Origin of the sequence: Pseudomonas sp. AKS31 (assembly GCF_023634765.1) — a bacterium.
In the GTDB taxonomy this organism is placed as follows: domain Bacteria; phylum Pseudomonadota; class Gammaproteobacteria; order Pseudomonadales; family Pseudomonadaceae; genus Aquipseudomonas.
In genome coordinates, this window is sequence record NZ_JAMLFX010000011.1 from 12,792 (window position 1) to 31,253 (window position 18,462).

Annotated in this window: 18 protein-coding genes; 12 read left to right on the forward strand and 6 right to left on the reverse strand. The window is 60.3% G+C overall.

Features of this window, described 5'->3' with window-relative positions:
* Positions 1-15: 15 nt before the first annotated feature.
* Positions 16-288 carry a TfoX/Sxy family protein gene (locus tag M9827_RS21950; protein WP_003228231.1) on the forward strand — a complete coding sequence of 91 codons (273 nt, stop codon included), beginning with the start codon at positions 16-18 and terminating at the stop codon, positions 286-288.
* Between the two features lie 16 nt (positions 289-304).
* Positions 305-1,105: a Crp/Fnr family transcriptional regulator gene (locus M9827_RS21955; RefSeq protein ID WP_250607115.1), complete on the forward strand. Its 801-nt coding sequence runs from the start codon at positions 305-307 to the stop codon at positions 1,103-1,105.
* A gap of 227 nt (positions 1,106-1,332) precedes the next feature.
* Here M9827_RS21955 and M9827_RS21960 read toward each other — a convergent pair whose 3' ends face one another.
* The 4 genes from M9827_RS21960 to M9827_RS21975 are packed head-to-tail and all read right to left on the reverse strand — an operon-like array spanning position 1,333 to position 4,879.
* Positions 1,333-2,184: a ChaN family lipoprotein gene (locus tag M9827_RS21960; RefSeq protein WP_250607116.1), complete on the reverse strand. Its 852-nt coding sequence runs from the start codon at positions 2,182-2,184 to the stop codon at positions 1,333-1,335.
* A gap of 21 nt (positions 2,185-2,205) precedes the next feature.
* Complete coding sequence (locus M9827_RS21965; RefSeq protein ID WP_250607117.1) at positions 2,206-2,973, reverse strand: heme ABC transporter ATP-binding protein; 768 nt, start codon at positions 2,971-2,973, stop codon at positions 2,206-2,208.
* The gene (locus M9827_RS21970) at positions 2,973-4,010 is read right to left on the reverse strand and encodes a FecCD family ABC transporter permease (protein ID WP_250607118.1); all 1,038 of its coding nucleotides are present in this window, start codon (positions 4,008-4,010) and stop codon (positions 2,973-2,975) included. Before M9827_RS21970 ends, M9827_RS21965 begins: the two co-directional genes overlap by 1 nt.
* On the reverse strand, positions 4,007-4,879 hold the full coding sequence (locus tag M9827_RS21975; RefSeq protein ID WP_250607119.1) for a heme/hemin ABC transporter substrate-binding protein: 873 nt from the start codon (positions 4,877-4,879) through the stop codon (positions 4,007-4,009). Before M9827_RS21975 ends, M9827_RS21970 begins: the two co-directional genes overlap by 4 nt.
* A gap of 164 nt (positions 4,880-5,043) precedes the next feature.
* Between M9827_RS21975 and M9827_RS21980 the strand changes: the two genes are divergently transcribed.
* A complete protein-coding gene (locus tag M9827_RS21980; RefSeq protein WP_250607120.1) occupies positions 5,044-5,361 on the forward strand; it encodes a Rieske (2Fe-2S) protein in 318 nt (105 codons plus the stop codon).
* Here the strand turns inward: M9827_RS21980 and sfsA are convergent.
* Positions 5,358-6,071, reverse strand: coding sequence for a DNA/RNA nuclease SfsA (gene sfsA, locus M9827_RS21985; protein ID WP_250607121.1), 714 nt, complete (start codon positions 6,069-6,071; stop codon positions 5,358-5,360). The two genes, M9827_RS21980 and sfsA, sit on opposite strands and share 4 nt — an antisense overlap.
* Positions 6,071-7,243, reverse strand: coding sequence for a pyridoxal phosphate-dependent aminotransferase (locus M9827_RS21990; protein ID WP_250607122.1), 1,173 nt, complete (start codon positions 7,241-7,243; stop codon positions 6,071-6,073). The genes sfsA and M9827_RS21990 overlap by 1 nt, the downstream gene beginning before the upstream one ends.
* A 334-nt stretch (positions 7,244-7,577) precedes the next feature.
* On the opposite strand from M9827_RS21990, the gene dksA reads away from it, so the two are divergent.
* The 9 genes from dksA (at position 7,578) to panC (ending at position 18,385) form a co-directional block, all read left to right on the forward strand.
* Positions 7,578-8,021, forward strand: coding sequence for an RNA polymerase-binding protein DksA (gene dksA / locus M9827_RS21995; RefSeq protein WP_064118688.1), 444 nt, complete (start codon positions 7,578-7,580; stop codon positions 8,019-8,021).
* Positions 8,022-8,164: 143 nt separating this feature from the next.
* Positions 8,165-9,061: a tRNA glutamyl-Q(34) synthetase GluQRS gene (gluQRS, locus tag M9827_RS22000; RefSeq protein ID WP_250607123.1), complete on the forward strand. Its 897-nt coding sequence runs from the start codon at positions 8,165-8,167 to the stop codon at positions 9,059-9,061.
* Between the two features lie 77 nt (positions 9,062-9,138).
* Positions 9,139-9,315: a hypothetical protein gene (locus tag M9827_RS22005; RefSeq protein ID WP_003176118.1), complete on the forward strand. Its 177-nt coding sequence runs from the start codon at positions 9,139-9,141 to the stop codon at positions 9,313-9,315.
* The gene (locus M9827_RS22010) at positions 9,299-12,253 is read left to right on the forward strand and encodes a sensor histidine kinase (protein WP_250607124.1); all 2,955 of its coding nucleotides are present in this window, start codon (positions 9,299-9,301) and stop codon (positions 12,251-12,253) included. The genes M9827_RS22005 and M9827_RS22010 overlap by 17 nt, the downstream gene beginning before the upstream one ends.
* Before the next feature lie 22 nt (positions 12,254-12,275).
* Positions 12,276-13,712: a sigma-54-dependent transcriptional regulator gene (locus M9827_RS22015; RefSeq protein ID WP_250607125.1), complete on the forward strand. Its 1,437-nt coding sequence runs from the start codon at positions 12,276-12,278 to the stop codon at positions 13,710-13,712.
* 735 nt (positions 13,713-14,447) lie between these two features.
* Complete coding sequence (locus M9827_RS22020; RefSeq protein ID WP_250607126.1) at positions 14,448-15,848, forward strand: polynucleotide adenylyltransferase PcnB; 1,401 nt, start codon at positions 14,448-14,450, stop codon at positions 15,846-15,848.
* Positions 15,849-15,852: 4 nt separating this feature from the next.
* On the forward strand, positions 15,853-16,338 hold the full coding sequence (gene folK, locus M9827_RS22025; protein WP_250607127.1) for a 2-amino-4-hydroxy-6-hydroxymethyldihydropteridine diphosphokinase: 486 nt from the start codon (positions 15,853-15,855) through the stop codon (positions 16,336-16,338).
* 389 nt (positions 16,339-16,727) lie between these two features.
* Complete coding sequence (gene panB / locus M9827_RS22030; protein ID WP_250607128.1) at positions 16,728-17,528, forward strand: 3-methyl-2-oxobutanoate hydroxymethyltransferase; 801 nt, start codon at positions 16,728-16,730, stop codon at positions 17,526-17,528.
* Complete coding sequence (panC, locus tag M9827_RS22035; protein ID WP_250607129.1) at positions 17,525-18,385, forward strand: pantoate--beta-alanine ligase; 861 nt, start codon at positions 17,525-17,527, stop codon at positions 18,383-18,385. The genes panB and panC overlap by 4 nt, the downstream gene beginning before the upstream one ends.
* Positions 18,386-18,462 lie beyond the last annotated feature (77 nt).

Consider the following 18,462-nt stretch of genomic DNA (forward strand, 5'->3'; position numbering starts at 1 on the left):
TCGCAAGGAGGCTTGATGAATGATGAACTGCAACACCTGAAGAATCTTGGCAAGACGTCGGCGCAATGGCTGCATGCCGTGGGCATCCACAGCGCCTCGGACTTGCGTCGCCTGGGCGCGGTGGACGCCTACCGGGCCGTGCGCACCCGCGGTTTTCGCGCATCGAAGGTGTTGTTGTATGCGATCGAGGGCGCACTGATGGATGTGCACTGGAATGACATCCCCGCCGAACGCAAAGACGCCCTGAACAAACAGCTCGAAGCCATTTCCTCGCGCCACAAGAATTGAACGGGCACAGACCGTCATGTATTTACTGGGGGAACAATCGGCCTGGGCCGATGCCTTGATCAACCGTTTGCAGAGCTTGCCCGCCCTGTGGCTGCGCGATTTGACGCCTTGCGGGCCGGTGCTGGAACTGCAAGCGGCGGATGATTTGCTGGCGCAGTTACCTGCCGACCAGTTGTTTCTGCTCAATGAAGGGGTGATCAACGGCTGTCTCGGCACCCGTCCGCTGTTTTATTGGCAGGACGGCGATTTGATCGGCCTTCAGCGAGGTGAGGACTGGGCCGATTGCCGGTTGTGCAGTGACGGTACGTTACTGCTGACGCCCTATCGGCGCCGTGAGGTTTTCCAGCATGTGTATGCCGACGCGCATCGGGCGGACCAGTTTCTGGAGTATCTGCTGGGGCAGATGGCAATCCTCGCCCATGCCGTCGCGGAGCTGAAACCGCGCGAGTTTCGCAGCACCAATGGCTTCAAACGGGTCGAGGCGGGTGAAACCCTGATCAACCAGGGGGACGCAGCTGATCACGTGTTCGTGATCATCGACGGGCATGCCGAAGCGTTTGTCGACGGGCATAAGGTGGGAGATGTGGCCAAGGACGAAATCTTCGGGGCGATGGCCTTGTTTACCGGCGAGCCGCGCAATGCCACGGTAATCGCCCGCGAACCGAGCACGGTGATGCTGATTCCCGGTGATCAATTTTTAAGCATGACCCGCACCAATCCGAAGATAGCCCACAGCCTCATCGAGAGCATGGCGCGGCGGATCGGCCAGTTGAATCGGCAGATCACGCAAATGAGCTCGACTGAAGGCCGAGATTAAAAGCCTTTGTTTGCGGGGCGTGCCGGCCATTTTCCAGGCGATTTCACAGAAATAGGAAATCAATGGTTGACGCGGTAATGAGAATCGCTATGATTATCACAACTGGTCGCGAGATCAGTCGATATTCTGAAAAGCCCTTGGTTCGGACTCTCAGATTATCTCCTCATCAGGCTAATCACGGTTATTTGACCCGGTTTTTACCGGGTCTTTTTTTGCCTGTGAAAAAGTCATTTGCCGAACTGTTTACGCATCTGCTCGCAGTAATCCTGCTTTGGCATGGCAGGCGTGTACCAAACGTAGTCGGCCATCGCAGTAGTCACTTCGGCGCCCTGCTCTGCCAGCATCAGCACGGCGGGTGCCTGGACGGCGCCCAGATCCACAACATGCAGCGGCACGCCAACATCTTTACGCGCATGCCACGCACCGGCCAACAGGATTGAAGGTGAAGGCGCCGCCAACAGACGCTCTGCCATGCGCCGATCACGTTGTTGCTGAACGGCCAGCATCGCCGGCATCTGTGATTCGGGCAGCAGGCCACAGTGGGAATCGCTGATCTGCTCCAGCAAAACGGCTTTCACGGATTTCGTATTGCTGCGCGTCCCCTTTAACACCGGCGGATCGCGATAGAAGGTGCGGATTTCAGCGCTATCCAGATTCGCCGCCAGCAGTGGATACGGCTGAGTCAGCGCGAAGCGGACAATCGGCCCATAGAGGTTCCAGTCCCAGCCGTCCTCCCAGGCCAATGCGCCGGGCACGTCCGCGGGCAGCGTAGTCGCCTGGCGCAATTGATCAACCCGAGGCTGCTGATCCGGTGTGAGCATTTCCAGTAGCAGACCACCCTGCGGCCGCTGCTCAGCGAGCGAGCGCAACAGCCACAATTGCGCGGTGTGATGATCGGCGTTGTCATGCTGCTCACCGATGATCAGCCGCTCAGGCTCGGCAAGACGCGTCAGTAACTGCTGCGCCGTCAGCACCTGACCGCTGGCCAGGTCGCGAATCTCGCCACTGATCGGCGGTGGCGCCGCAACATGCTGACACCCCGCAAGCAACATCACCGCCAACAGCCACACCCCACGCATGCCATCACCTCAATGATCCTGTCAGCGGGCGATGATCAACGGATGCCCGCGCTCCGGGTGCGGCTGCACCAACACTTCGAGACCGAACACGGCCTGGAGTGTTTCCGGACGCAAAACCTGCTGCGGTGTATCCAGCGCCACCGGGCGCCCGCCTTCCAGCAGCAGAATGCGATCACAATAACGCGCCGCCAGATTCAGATCATGCAGGATCACCAACACCGCCGCGCCACGATCGGCAAACTCGCGCACGGCCTGCAACGTGGTGTGCTGATGCAGCGGATCAAGCATCGACGTCGGTTCATCCAGCAGCAACGTTTGCCCAGCCTGTCCCGGCCAGAGTTGCGCGAGCACCCGCGCCAGATGCACACGCTGACGCTCGCCCCCGGACAGCGCCAAATAGCTGCGACCGCTCAAGTGCCCGGCATCCGCCGCCGCCAACGCCGCCGCGATGATTTCCTCATCCCGCACCTGCCCGCTGTGCCAAGGCAAGCGGCCCATGCCGACCACTTCTTCAACGCGAAAAGCAAAATCCAGGGTCGACACCTGAGGCAACACCGCCAGTCGTTGCGCGCGCTGCGGGCCAGTCCAGTGGCTCAACGCTTGGCCGTCGAGCAAAACCCCGCCCGCGCTCGCTGCCAGCTCACCGCACAAGGCACCCAGCAAGGTACTTTTACCCGCACCGTTCGGCCCGAGCACACCGAGCACTTCACCCGGTTCGAGCTGCAACGAGACATCGCTGAGCACAGCCTTGCGCCCCCGATGGATGTGCAGATTCTGCGCACGCAACATCAGGCACGCCCTCGCAGCAGCAAATAAAGGAAGAACGGCGCGCCGATAAATGCGGTAACAATGCCGATCGGCAACTCTGCCGGCGCCAGCGCCAAACGCGCGACCAGATCAGCCAGCAGCAACAGGCTGCCCCCCGCCAGAACCGAGGCCGGTAGCAACACTTTGTGATCCGGCCCGGCCAGCAAACGCACCAGATGCGGCACCACCAGCCCGACAAAACCGATCATCCCGGCTGCCGCCACGGCCGCGCCGACACCCAGCGCTGTGCAAAACACCAATTCACGCTTGAGCCGTTCGACATCAATCCCCAAATGCCCGGCCTCGGATTCCCCGAGCAACAAGGCGTTCAGCGCCTTGGCCCGACGTGGTAACCACATCGAGACAGCGGCGCTGATGATCAGTAATGGCCACAAGCGCGCGTAACTGGCGCCGTTGAGGCTGCCGAGGTTCCAGAAGGTCAGCGTACGCAGCGTTGCGTCATCTGCCAGATAAGTGAACAGGCCCACCGCCGAACTGGCCAGCGCCGTCAGCGCGATGCCCGCCAGTAACATGGTCGCAACATGGGTCTGGCCATTGCGACGGCCAAGTCGATAGACCAGCGCCGTCACGCCGAGGCCGCCGAGAAACGCACAGACCGACAGCAGATACGGCCCGAACCATTCCGGCAAACCACCGAAGAATGAACCGCCGACAATCGCGATCGCTGCGCCCAATGCCGCGCCGCTGGAAACTCCCACCAGGCCCGGATCCGCCAGTGGATTGCGAAACAGGCCCTGCATCGCCACACCGGACAACGCCAGCACGCCGCCAACGGCCAGTCCCAGCAACGTTCGCGGCAAACGAATCTGCCCGAGAATCAGCTCAGCCTGCTCCAGACCGTCCGCCGCCAGCGGCACACCGAGCATGCGCAATGCTGCACGCAAGGTGTCGAACAGCGGCAGGCTGACCGGCCCGAGTGCCAGCGACAGCCAGATCGCCAGTAAACACAGGAGCGTCAGGCCAATAAACAAGGCACGGGGTTTTACCAAGGTGGTCATTGGCCGCTCTTGGCCGGGTAGAAACCGTCAGTCAGGCTTTTCAGCGCCGCAGGCAAACGTGGCCCAAGCCCGCCGACCAGCAAAGTCGGATCGAGCTCCTGCACCCGCCCGGCCTTGGCCGCGCGGCTTGAATTGAGAATCGGGTTTTCCTTGAACAGCGCTGCTTTCGCCGCTTCACCGGTCAAGGCACGGTCGGCGAACACCAGCACTTGCGGATCGAGGCTGGCGAGGGATTCCACGGAAAAAGGCTTGTAACCTGTGTGCGTCGCCAGGTTATGCCCACCGGCCTGTCGCAGCAGCCAGTCGGCGGCAGTGTCCTTGCCGGCGATCAACGGTTTGCCCCCGGCATGGCCGAGCAACAGCAACACGCCCGGCGCCTTTTGTTTGCTCTGCACTTGTACAACCCGAGCCTTCTGCGCATCGAGTTGCTGTTGATAACTTTGCAGCAACTGCGCAGCTTGCGGTTCGGCACCCAGTAACCGGCCCAAGTGAGTCACGGTTTTCTGAAGCGTCGGCAGATCCGGCTGCGCCGAGAACAACGCCACCTGAACCTTGGCCGCTTTGACTTGCGCCAGCACCGGTGGCGGGCCCATTTCTTCGGTGCCAATCAAGATATCCGGACGCAGACTGAGGATGCCCTCAGCCGAAAGACTGCGCTGATAACCAATGCTTGGCAGCGCCTTCAGCGACTCCGGATGCTGGCTGGTGGTGTCGACGCCAACCAGTTTCGACTCGCCACCCAACGCACTCACCCACTCCGACAGCGCACCGCCAGCACTGACCCAACGTTGCGGCAAATCAGCCGCTGCAGCCTGGTGGCTGACCAGAAGTCCGACACACAGCATGGCAACGCGGGTACTCAGGCGCATACACAGCATCCTTGAACAGGTTTTCCCGGGCGTCCGGCTGACAAGCCAAGTATCCTCGACGTCTGCCTGCCGCCCTGCGGACGAAGGCCGCCATTTGATAATTGTTTGCATTTAAACGTCAAGCTCGGACATATCCAGACACGAGCGGACACTAGAGGATAGCCATGAAGTTTCTCTGCGCCGGCGCCGAACTCGCCGAAGCCGCCAGCCGTGGTTTTGAAGCCAACGGGGAAAAGCTGTTCGCCGTGCGCCGCAACGGGCAGGCATTTGTCTATTTCAACCGCTGCCCACACCGTGGAGTGGGCCTGGAATGGCAACCCGACCAGTTTCTCGACCCGAGCAACAGCCTGATCCAGTGCGCCACCCACGGCGCACTCTTTCTGATCGAGGACGGTGAATGCGTCGCCGGGCCTTGCGCCGGGCAGTCACTGACCGCCATTCCTTGCCGGGAAGATGCCCAAGGCCTGTGGATCGATGTTTAACCGTTGAGCAACACGTCGAGACGCCGGTCGATGACCATCTCTTCATGGTCCAGCCGCACGCCGTACGCCAGAACCTCAACACCACAAGCCACCGCTTCAAGAAGCGCATCGGCGTAGGCCGAATCGATTTCCTTCGCCGGCCGCACCGCTTCAATCCCGGTCAGATTGACGCAATACAACTGCACCGCCCGAATCCCGTCCCGCGCCAGATGCGCCAACTCCCGCAGATGCTTGGCACCGCGCTGGGTCACCGCATCGGGAAACGCCGCCACCGCAGTGCCATCGAAACCCAGCGTGACACTTTTCACTTCCACGTACGCCGGACCATTCGGGTACTCGAGGCGAAAATCGATGCGGCTCTTTTCCTGCCCGTACGCCACTTCGCGCTTCAACGCGGTAAATCCGTTTAACTCGGTGATGACGCCCGCCTGCAGTGCTTCTTCGACCAAGCCGTTGGCCCGCCCGGTATTTACACAAAACAAGCGGCCCTGCGGGGTTTCACCAATTTCCCAGGTGCCGGGCAACTTGCGTTTCGGGTCGTTGGAGCGACTGAACCACACCTGCCCGCCTTCAACCTGGCAGTTGAGCATCGAACCGGTGTTCGGACAGTGAATGGTCAGCAACTCGCCGCTAACGGTTTCGATATCTGCGAGAAAACGCTTGTAGCGGCGGATAAGACGCGCTTCTTCAAGTTCTGGATAAAAGCGCATCAGCCTTGCCAGCTCTTCAAGCCGCGGGCGATTCGCTCCACCGCGTCCTGTAAGCGAGGGAGGTTTTGGGTGTAGGCAAAACGCACATGATGGCTGGCCTGATAACGACCGAAATCCAGACCCGGGGTGAAGGCAACGTGTTCGGTTTCGAGGAAATGTCGGCAGAACGCGAAGGCATCGCCGCCGAACTGGCTGATATCGGCGTAAAGATAGAAGGCGCCTTCAGGCTCCACGGCGATGTTGAAACCCAACTCGCGCAACGCCGGCAAAAGGAAATCACGACGACGAGCAAATTCGGCGCGGCGCTCTTCCAGAATGGCGATGGTGTCCGGTTCGAAACACGCCAACGCCGCATATTGCGCCATGCTCGGTGCGCTGATGTAGAGGTTCTGCGCCAGTTTTTCCAGCTCACTGACGGCAGCGTCCGGCGCCACCAGCCAGCCAAGCCGCCAGCCGGTCATGCCGAAATACTTGGAGAAACTGTTCAGTACAAAAGCGCTGTCATCGACTTCCAGCACGCTGGCGGCATCGGTGCCGTAGGTAAGGCCGTGGTAGATCTCGTCTACCACCAGATGCCCGTGTTTAGCCTTGATGGCGGTGGATAACGCGGCCAGCTCGTCGCGGGTCAGGAGGGTGCCGGTCGGGTTGGCTGGTGAAGCGACCAGTGCACCGACGCTGTCATGATCCCAGTGGCGCTCGACCAGATCCGGGGTCAGTTGATAGCGCACCTCCGGCCCTACAGGAACAAGCTGCGCCGCACCTTCCACCAGACGCAGGAAGTGTCGGTTGCATGGGTAGCCGGGATCCGCCAATAGCCAGTGCTTGCCGGGATCGACCAGCAACGCGCTGGCCAGCAGCAGCGCACCGGAACCGCCCGGCGTGATCAGAATCCGCCGTGGATCGATGTTCAAGCCGTAGCGCGATTGATAAAAACCGGAAATCGCCTCACGCAGTTCAGGAATGCCGCGTGCAGCGGTGTAACGGGTCTTGCCCGCCGTCAGCGCAGCCTGCCCGGCACGGATGATTGGTTCGGCCGTGGTGAAGTCCGGTTCACCGATCTCCAGATGGATGACATCGTGGCCTTCAGCCTGTAATTCATTGGCCCGCGCCAGCAGCGCCATCACATGGAACGGTTCGATCGCACGACTGCGCGCACTGTAGGGCTGAGCCATTGGTTTTCCTTCGGCAGGGAAAAAGAGACGATTCTACCCATCTGCCGGAACGAGCGAGAACCCGCAGCGGTCACAGCCTCAAGAACGCTGGACTGTAACGATACGCACGTACGCTCCAGGATTGACTAAAATCAGTGATTGAACAGGTCTTCAACACCACCAGACACGGCTTGCCAAACATTTGCAAGCGCCACCCGCCGGGGCCTCGACATCCGGGAGTAGCGCAGGCCGAATTGATCTGGTAAGTTCGCCCGCTTGCAGCCGCAGGGCCGGCAGGTGTCGGTGATGGAGCAATCCTGCGCAATGGATTACAAGAGTAGAGGCGGTCCATTTCATGCCCACCCAAGCAAAGCAACAGCAGCAAACGACGATCAGCGGTTTCGAACCTTACGTTCCGAAGGCCGGTGAAGAGTACATGGGCGCCCCGATGCGAGCGCACTTCACCAAGATCCTGAACAAGTGGAAACAGGACTTGATGCAGGAAGTCGACCGTACTGTTGATCACATGAAAGACGAAGCGGCCAACTTCCCTGACCCGGCCGACCGTGCCAGTCAGGAAGAAGAATTCGCCCTCGAGCTGCGCGCCCGCGACCGCGAGCGCAAGTTGATCAAGAAGATCGACAAGACGCTGGAGCTGATTCAGGACGAAGAGTACGGCTGGTGCGAGTCCTGCGGCATCGAGATCGGCGTCAAGCGCCTCGAAGCCCGTCCAACGGCGGATCTGTGCATCGACTGCAAGACCCTGGCGGAAATCAAGGAAAAGCAGGTCGGCAAGTAATCTCGACCTGAACGAAAAACGGAGCGTGCGAACGCTCCGTTTTTGTTTCTGCCTTTTGCCTTTTGCCCTTGCCTTTTGTAGGAGTGAGCCTGCTCACTCCTACAGGTTGACCTGCGTATAGCCTGAAAAGTAGTTTCGTTTCCATGACTGCCAAAACATCCCCCGCCTACATCGGCCGCTTCGCCCCGACGCCCAGTGGCCACTTGCACTTCGGTTCGCTGGTCGCCGCCCTTGCCTCTTACCTCGACGCGCGCTCGGTCGGTGGTCGCTGGCTGGTGCGCATGGAAGACCTTGATCCGCCCCGCGAAGAGCCCGGTGCGCAAGCGGCGATCCTGAAGGCGCTGGAAAGTTATGGCTTCGAATGGGACGGCGACATGGTGCGCCAGAGCGATCGGCATGATGCCTATGCTGACGTGCTCAACAGTCTGTTCAATCACGGCCTCGCTTACGCCTGCACCTGTTCGCGCAAACAGCTCGAAGCGTACAACGGTATTTATCCGGGCCTGTGCCGCAATGCCGGCCACGACCAGCAGGACGCTGCGATTCGACTGCGCGTACCCGAACTGGAATACCACTTCATCGACCGCGTGCAGGGCGAATATCGCCAGCATCTGGGCCGCGAGGTCGGCGATTTCGTGATCCGCCGGCGCGATGGGCTCTACGCGTATCAACTCGCCGTGGTGCTGGATGACGCCTGGCAAGGTATCACCGACATCGTGCGCGGTGCCGACCTGCTCGACTCGACGCCGCGCCAGCTCTATCTGCAAGAGTTGCTGGGCTTGCGCCAGCCGCGCTATCTGCACCTGCCGCTGATTACCCAACCGGACGGCAACAAGCTCGGCAAGTCCTACCGCTCGCCGCCGCTGCAAGCCGATCAAGCCACGCCATTGTTGCTGCGTGCCCTGCGCGCTCTGGGGCAAAACCCTGGCGCCGAACTGGCCCACGCCTCACCGCAAGAGTTGCTCAAGTGGGGCCGCGCGCACTGGGATGCCACGAAGATCCCGCGCACACTGACCCTGCCCGAAGCGCAACTGCTATGACGACACTTGCAGTCGTGCGCCCATCCGTTACCATCGCCGCACGTTTTCGGGCACGCGCATAAAAAAGAGAGGCCGGGATGTACATCTATCGCTTGGTCCTGCTTTTAGTCGTGGGGATCTATCTGTTTTCCCCCGCCATCATGGATTGGTGGATCGACGCTACGGGCGCCTGGTATCGCCCCTATCTGCTTTGGCTGATCCTCATAGTCGTGACCTTCATCCTGCAGAGCCAAAAAGATGCCGATGAGCTTTAGCCTGACCCAGATGATCCTGATCAGCGCCGCGTACCTGGCAGTGCTGTTCGGCGTTGCCTGGATCAGCGAACGGGGCATGATCCCGCGGGCGATCATTCGCCACCCGCTGACCTACACGTTATCGCTGGGGGTTTACGCCAGTGCGTGGGCGTTTTACGGCACGGTCGGCCTCGCCTATCAGTACGGCTACGGCTTTCTTTCCAGTTACCTCGGCGTGTCCGGCGCGTTTCTGCTGGCGCCGGTGCTGCTCTATCCGATCCTGAAAATCACCCGCACCTATCAACTGTCGTCGCTGGCGGATCTGTTCGCGTTCCGCTTTCGCAGCACTTGGGCCGGCGCGCTGACCACGATTTTCATGCTGATCGGGGTTTTACCGCTGTTGGCGCTGCAGATTCAGGCGGTGGCCGACTCCATTGGCATTCTGACCGGCGAGCCGGTCCAGAGCCGCGTGGCGTTGGCGTTCTGTGCGCTGATCATTCTGTTCACGATTTTCTTCGGCTCCCGGCATATCGCCACGCGTGAGAAGCACGAGGGACTGGTGTTCGCGATTGCCTTCGAATCGGTGATCAAACTGATCGCCCTCGGTGGCGTCGGCCTTTACGCGCTGTACGGTGTGTTCGACGGCCCGCAGCAACTTGAACTATGGCTGCTGCAAAACCAGACCGCCCTCGCCGCTTTGCACACGCCGTTGCAGGAGGGCCCGTGGCGCACGCTTCTGCTGGTGTTTTTCGCCTCGGCAATCGTGATGCCGCACATGTATCACATGACCTTTACCGAAAACCTCAACCCGCGCTCGCTGGTCAGTGCCAGTTGGGGCTTGCCGCTGTTCCTGCTGCTGATGAGCCTGGCAGTGCCGCTGATTCTCTGGGCCGGCCTCAAACTCGGCGCCACAACCAATCCGGAATACTTCACCCTCGGCATCGGCATCGCCGCCAACAGCAAACCGCTGGCGTTACTCGCGTATGTCGGCGGTTTATCGGCGGCCAGCGGTCTGATCATTGTCACCACCCTGGCGCTGTCGGGCATGGCGCTGAACCACCTGGTCTTGCCGCTCTACCAGCCGCCAGCCGAAGGCAACATCTACCGCTGGCTGAAGTGGACCCGTCGGGCGCTGATCGTTGCGATCATCATGGCCGGTTTCGGCTTCTACCTGATGCTCGGCGCCGAACAGGATCTGGCCAACCTCGGCATCGTCGCGTTTGTTGCGACCCTGCAATTCCTGCCCGGCGTGTTGTCGGTGCTGTACTGGCCGACCGCCAACCGTCGCGGTTTTATTGCCGGGCTGCTGGCAGGGATTCTGGTCTGGGTAGTCACCATGCTGCTGCCGTTGGTCGGCAATCTGCAGGGTTTCTACATCCCGCTGCTGAACATGATTTACGTGCTCGATGACACCAGTTGGCACATGGCGGCCATTGCTTCGCTCGCCGCCAACGTGTTGATGTTCACCCTGATCTCGCTGTTCACCAACGCCAGTCCCGAAGAAGCCAGCGCTGCCGAAGCTTGCGCGGTGGATAACGTCCGTCGTCCGCAGCGCCGTGAGCTGCACGCCGCTTCGCCACAGGAATTCGCCACACAACTGGCGAAACCGCTGGGTGCCAAGGCTGCACAGAAAGAAGTCGAGCAAGCCCTGCGTGACCTTTATCTGCCGTTCGACGAGCGCCGCCCGTATGCACTGCGCCGTTTGCGTGACCGCATCGAAGCCAACCTCTCCGGCCTGATGGGCCCGAGCGTGGCGCAGGACATGGTGGAAACCTTTCTGCCGTACAAGGCTGGCGGCGAAAACTATGTGACCGAAGACATTCACTTCATTGAAAGCCGTCTCGAGGATTACCACTCGCGTCTCACAGGTCTGGCTGCCGAGCTCGATGCTCTGCGCCGTTATCACCGCCAGACCTTGCAGGAACTGCCGATGGGCGTCTGCTCGCTGGCCAAGGATCAAGAGATCCTGATGTGGAACAAGGCCATGGAAGAACTCACCGGGATCGCCGCGCAACGCGTAGTTGGTTCGCGCCTGAGTACCATCGGCGAGCCGTGGAAGGAATTGCTGCAGGGCTTCATCAACCTTCCCGACGAACATTTGCACAAACAGCACCTGGCCCTCGACGGCCAGACGCGCTGGCTCAACCTGCACAAAGCGGCGATTGACGAGCCGCTGGCACCGGGTAACAGCGGCCTGGTGCTGCTGGTCGAAGATTTGACCGAAACGCAGATGCTCGAAGACAAACTGGTGCACTCCGAGCGTCTGGCCAGCATTGGTCGTCTCGCGGCGGGTGTGGCCCACGAAATCGGCAACCCGATCACCGGCATCGCCTGTCTGGCGCAAAATCTGCGCGAAGAACGCGAAGACGACGGCGAACTGACGGAAATCAGCGGGCAGATTCTTGAACAGACCAAACGTGTGTCACGCATCGTCCAGTCACTGATGAGCTTCGCCCACGCCGGCAGCCATCAGCACAGTGACGAGCCCGTTTGTCTGGCAGAGGTCGCTCAAGATGCGATCGGCCTGCTGGCGCTGAACCGACGCAATTTCGAAGTCCAGTTCTACAACCTCTGCGATCCTGATCACTGGGTCGAGGGCGACCCGCAGCGGCTTGCCCAGGTGTTGATCAACCTGCTCTCCAACGCCCGCGACGCCTCGCCGCCGCACAGTGCGGTACGGGTCAAGAGCGAAGCCGGCGAACACACGGTCGATCTGATCGTCGAAGACGAAGGCAGCGGTATTCCGAAGAACATCATGGACCGATTGTTCGAACCCTTCTTCACCACCAAGGATCCTGGCGAAGGCACCGGTCTGGGCCTTGCACTGGTCTATTCCATCGTTGAAGAGCATTATGGACAAATCACCATCGACAGCCCGGCTGATGTACAAAGCCAACGCGGCACCCGTATCCGGGTGACCTTACCGCGTCATGTCGAAGCGACGTCCGCTGTGAACTGAGACCGTCGAGAGTATCGAATCAATGCCGCACATTTTGATCGTCGAAGACGAAACAATTATCCGCTCCGCCTTGCGCCGCCTGCTGGAACGCAACCAGTACCAGGTCAGCGAAGCCGGTTCAGTGCAGGAAGCACAAGAACGCTTCACCATTCCTGCGTTCGATCTGATCGTCAGCGATCTGCGTTTGCCGGGCGCGCCGGGCACCGAGCTGATCAAGCTGGGCCAGGGCACGCCGGTGCTGATCATGACCAGTTACGCCAGCCTGCGCTCGGCGGTCGACTCGATGAAGATGGGCGCGGTGGACTACATCGCCAAGCCTTTCGACCACGATGAAATGCTTCAGGCTGTGGCGCGAATCCTGCGTGATCGCCAATCAGCACCGGCTGCCGGCGAAGCGGTTGCCAGCAAACCGGCCAATGGCAACGGCAAATCTGCCGTCGACAACAGCAACGGCGAGATCGGCATCATCGGCTCCTGCCCACCGATGCAGGACCTGTACAGCAAGATCCGCAAAGTCGCGCCGACCGATTCCAATGTGTTGATCCAGGGCGAGTCCGGCACCGGTAAAGAACTGGTGGCCCGCGCCCTGCACAACCTGTCGAAACGCGCCAAGGCGCCGATGATTTCGGTGAACTGCGCAGCCATTCCGGAAAGCCTGATCGAGTCGGAACTGTTCGGCCACGAGAAAGGTGCGTTCACCGGCGCCAGCGCCGGGCGTGCCGGTCTGGTCGAAGCAGCGGATGGCGGCACGTTGTTCCTCGACGAAATCGGTGAGTTGCCACTTGAAGCTCAGGCCCGCCTGCTGCGCGTATTGCAGGAAGGCGAGATTCGCCGGGTCGGTTCGGTGCAGTCGCAGAAAGTCGATGTGCGCCTGATCGCGGCGACTCACCGGGACCTGAAGAGCCTGGCGAAAATCGGCCAGTTCCGTGAAGACCTTTATTACCGTCTGCACGTGATCGCGTTAAAACTGCCGGCCCTGCGCGAGCGCGGCGCTGACGTCAACGAGATCGCCAATGCGTTTCTCGCTCGCCAAAGTGCGCGCATCAACCGTACCGACCTGAAATTTGCCGCCGATGCCGAACAGGCGATCCGGCATTATTCCTGGCCGGGTAACGTGCGTGAACTGGAGAACGCGGTCGAGCGCGCAGTGATTCTGAGCGAAAGCCCGGAGATTTCCGCCGACCTGCTGGGCATCGACATCGAGCTGAGCGATCTGGAAGACGACGAGTTCATCGGTCTGCCCCCGCAAACAGCGGGTAACGCCAGCAACAGCAGCCATGAGCCGACCGAAGACTTGTCACTGGAAGACTACTTCCAGCACTTCGTGCTCGAGCATCAGGACCACATGACCGAGACCGAACTGGCGCGCAAACTGGGCGTCAGCCGTAAATGTCTGTGGGAACGCCGTCAGCGTCTGGGCATCCCACGGCGCAAGACCGGGGTCGCCAGCGAAAGCTGAACGTTACCTGTGGAGCGTGCGGGTAACGCTTGAGGATGTGAAAAAACTGTTACCTCAGTCCTTTCACGTAACAGAAGCCGGGGTTATCGGTAACGAAACCCCGGCTTTTTTTCGCCCCGAGCAAACGGTTATATCGACCTAACCCCTTGTTTTATTGGACTTCACAAAAGTTGGCACGCCCCCTGCTATATGTTTGGTACAAGAACAATAACAAGCAATGCACAAGACAATAAAAATAAGACGAATCGACTCACGCACAATAAAAACAAGACGGCGAGAGGCGCAGCTAACTGATTCTTTTGGAGAGGCGTTGTATTTGGGGCTTGCCCCACGACCAGGCCGAGAACAACAAAAACTGTCCTAAGACAGAGCCTGTACTGGTTGGATCGAGAGATCACTGCAATTCAGCGACCAAAGCAATCCGTTTGCTCTTGGCTCCCGATTGGGAGGGTCACGAAGGAAACACTTCGTGGCGAGGGCACTTAACAAAAACAAAAAGCCCGAATCAATAATAAAAAGAGCACGCAACTACTTCTTGGGGAGCTTCGGCTCCCCTTGTAGTTTCTCCCTTCTGTAAAAAATCCTCCGCTCTACCCCCGCTTCACCCTTGCAGCTTGCGGCTTTCAGCTCGAATCTGCTGTCTCCTACACCATCCCCCGACTAAATGCTAGAATCTGCGCCCATCATGCGGTCATTCTTTGGTATGGCCGAACATTCCTTCAAACAGTGCATCCCATGCTGAAGAAGTTGTTCCAGTCATTCCGAACTCCCGTGCGTCGTACGCAACACATCCGCAGCACCCCTGAAGTGCTTAACAGCGGCCAACATTCGCTGCAGAAAACGCAATTCAGCCGCTATGCGGTGAATATCGTCGAACGCCTGCAAGGTGCCGGCTACCAGGCTTATCTGGTCGGTGGTTGCGTGCGTGACATGCTGCTGGGCATCACGCCCAAGGATTTCGACGTCGCCACCAGCGCCACCCCCGAGCAAGTCCGTGCCGAATTCCGCAATGCGCGGATCATTGGCCGTCGCTTCAAACTGGTGCACATTCATTTCGGTCGCGAAATCATTGAAGTCGCGACCTTCCGCGCCAACCACCCGGTCAACGAAGACGACGAAGACAGCAACCAGTCTTCACGTAACGAGAGCGGGCGGATTCTGCGCGATAACGTTTACGGCACGCTGGAAGAAGACGCGCAACGCCGCGACTTCACCATCAACGCCCTGTATTACGATCCGGTCAGCGAACGCATTCTCGATTACGCCAACGGCGTGCACGACATTCGCAATCACCTGATCCGCCTGATCGGCGATCCGAAGCAGCGCTACCAGGAAGACCCGGTGCGCATGCTGCGCGCGGTGCGTTTCGCCGCCAAGCTCAACTTCGGTATCGAGAAGCACACCGTGCAACCGATTCGCGAACTGGCGCCGATGCTGCGCGAGATTCCGTCGGCGCGCCTGTTCGAGGAAGTGCTCAAGCTGTTCCTCTCCGGCCACGGCGCGATCACCTTCGAAATGCTGGTCGATCTGCAACTGTTCTCGCCGCTGTTCCCGGCCAGTGCCGATGCGCTGGAATACAATCCGGAATACACCCACACGCTGATCAGCGAAGCACTGACCAACACCGACCTGCGCATCAAGCAGAACAAACCGGTGACACCGGCGTTCCTCTTTGCTGCGCTGTTGTGGCCGGCCCTGCCAGCCCGCGTGTTGCGTCTGCAAGAGCGTGGCATGCCGCCAATTCCGGCAATGCAGGAAGCCGCTCACGAGCTGATCGCCGAACAGTGCCAGCGCATTGCGATTCCAAAACGCTTCACCATGCCGATCCGCGAGATCTGGGACATGCAGGAGCGCCTGCCGCGCCGCAGTGGCAAACGCGCCGACCTGTTGCTGGACAACCCACGTTTCCGCGCCGGTTACGACTTCCTGCTGTTGCGTGAAAGCGCGGGCGAAGAAACGGACGGCCTGGGCGAATGGTGGACGGATTATCAGGACGCCAACGACAGCGAACGCCGCGACATGATTCGCGACCTCAGCGGCAAGGGCGATGACGCCAGCGGTGCTCCGCGCAAACGTCGCCGCAGCAGCGGATCCAAGCGCAAACGCGCCGGCGCCCCGAGCGCGACAGGCGAGTAAGGCAATGGAACGCATCTACATCGGCATGGGCAGCAACCTCGCTGACCCGGCCGAGCAGTTACGCAGCGCCGTCGAGGCGCTGGGGCACTTGCCGCAGACCACACTCGCTGGCGTTTCCGCCTTCTATCAAAGCGACTCCTTGCTGCCAGGCCAACCGCGTTACACCAACGCGGTCGCGGCGCTCGACAGCTTGCTCGCACCGCTTGAACTGCTCGATGCCTTGCAAGCCATCGAAAACGATCAGGGCCGCGAACGTCTGGAACGCTGGGGCCCGCGTACGCTGGATCTGGACATCCTGCTGTTCGGTGACCGACTGATCGACGAACCACGCCTGAAAGTGCCGCATTACCAGATTCAGGAACGCGCGTTCGTTCTGTATCCCCTCGCAGAACTGGCTCCGCAGGATCTGCGTCTGGCCGATGGCCGCAGCCTGCCCGACTTGCTGGCCGCGTGCCCGTTCGTCGGCCTGGAACGCCTCCCCCACGCCTGACACAAATCCCTTGTAGGAGCTGCGGAACGCTGCGATCTTTTGATCTTCAAAATCAAGATCAAAAGATCGCAGCGTTCCGCAGCTCCTACTGGAATAGCTTTCCATATCCAGATTTATTGTCGGACAAAAACCCCGCGAATCAGCCCCGCCGCGCCGCTGAATCGCATCAGTAACGCCGGTAACACTCCCCTCGTAACAATGCGGTAACACACGCAATTGACTTCCTGTTGGCTCATCACGACTATAGGCGTCCCGCTGCCGCCAACCCGGCACATACGGGCGCAATCCAGGCCTTATAAGCACGACAAAAGAGCGTGCGCCTGAGTAGATGAAGAATCACGCGCGTTACTCGCAGTAGTTTCCAGAGCGCCTGAACGAGGATTTTTTACATGCCAGCCATCACCCTGACCACGCTCCAGAGCCTCAAGCAGAAAGGTGAAAAGATCACCATGCTGACCTGCTATGACGCGACCTTCGCCCACGCCTGCAATGAGGCCGGTGTTGAAGTGCTGCTGGTGGGCGACTCCCTCGGCATGGTCCTGCAGGGTCACGACAGCACGTTGCCGGTGACCACCGCAGAAATGGCCTACCACACCGCTTGCGTCAAACGCGGCAACAGCGATGCCCTGATCCTCGCCGACCTGCCGTTCATGGCCAATGCCACCCTTGAACAAACCATGACTAACAGCGCCATGCTGATGCAGGCCGGTGCGCACATGGTCAAGGTCGAAGGTCAGCTGTGGCTGGCCGAGTCGATTCGTCTGCTCGCCGAGCGTGGTGTGCCGGTTTGCGCGCACATGGGCCTGACCCCGCAAGCGGTGAACATTCTTGGCGGCTATAAAGTGCAGGGCCGCAACGAGAACCAGGCGCGGCAGATGCGCGCTGACGCAATCTCGCTGGAACAGGCCGGTGCCGCCATGCTGCTACTGGAATGCGTACCGAGCGAACTGGCTGCCGAAATCAGCCAGGCGGTGAAGATCCCGGTCATCGGCATCGGCGCCGGTAACGCCACCGACGGTCAGGTGTTGGTGCTGCACGACATGCTCGGCCTGTCGATCACTGGCCGCGTACCTAAATTCGTCAAGAACTTCATGCTCGGTCAGGACAGCATCCAGTCTGCGCTGAAGGCTTACGTCAACGAAGTCAAAGCCACCACGTTCCCTGGCATCGAACACGGATTCTCTGCATGAACACCGTTAAAACCGTACGCGAACTGCGCGCCGCTGTGGCCCGCGCCCGCAGCGAAGGCAAGCGCATCGGCTTTGTGCCGACCATGGGCAACCTGCACAGCGGTCACGTCGCGCTGATCACCAAAGCCACCCAACGCGTGGACTTCGTGGTCGCGAGCATTTTCGTCAATCCGCTGCAGTTCGGCGCCGGCGAAGACCTCGACAAGTACCCACGCACGCTGGCGGCGGATCAGGAAAAGCTGCTCGAAGCCGGCTGCTCGCTGCTCTTCGCCCCGACCGTTGAGGAAATGTACCCAGACGGCATGGCCGGGCAGACTCGGGTCAGCGTGCCGCAATTGTCCGAAGGCCTGTGCGGCGCCAGCCGTCCGGGGCACTTCGAAGGCGTGGCGACCGTCGTCAGCAAGCTGTTCAACATGGTCCAGCCGGATCTGGCGATTTTCGGCCAGAAGGACTACCAGCAACTGGCGGTGATTCGCGCGCTGGTGCATGACCTGAACATGCCGATCCAGATCATCGGCGAACCGACCGTGCGCGCAGCCGACGGCCTGGCGCTGTCATCGCGCAATGGCTTTCTCAGCGAAGAACAGCGCGCAGTGGCACCGGTGGTCTATCGCAGCCTGAGCGCGATTGCCGAGTCGATCCAGCAAGGTGAGCGCGACTTCCCGGCGCTGATCAGCGCTCAGTTGCAACAACTGGAAGCCGCAGGCCTGCGCCCGGATTACCTGGAAATCCGCCATGCCCTGACCTTGCGTCCGGCGACAGCGCAAGATCGTGATTTGGTGATTCTGGTAGCCGCGTTCCTCGGCACCACGCGGTTGATCGATAATCTGCATCTGAATCTCGATAGCCCTGGCTGAAAAACCCGGCATCACCCTGTGGGAGCGAGCCTGCTCGCGAATGCAATCTGTCAGCGACTGCAATGTCGACTGACACG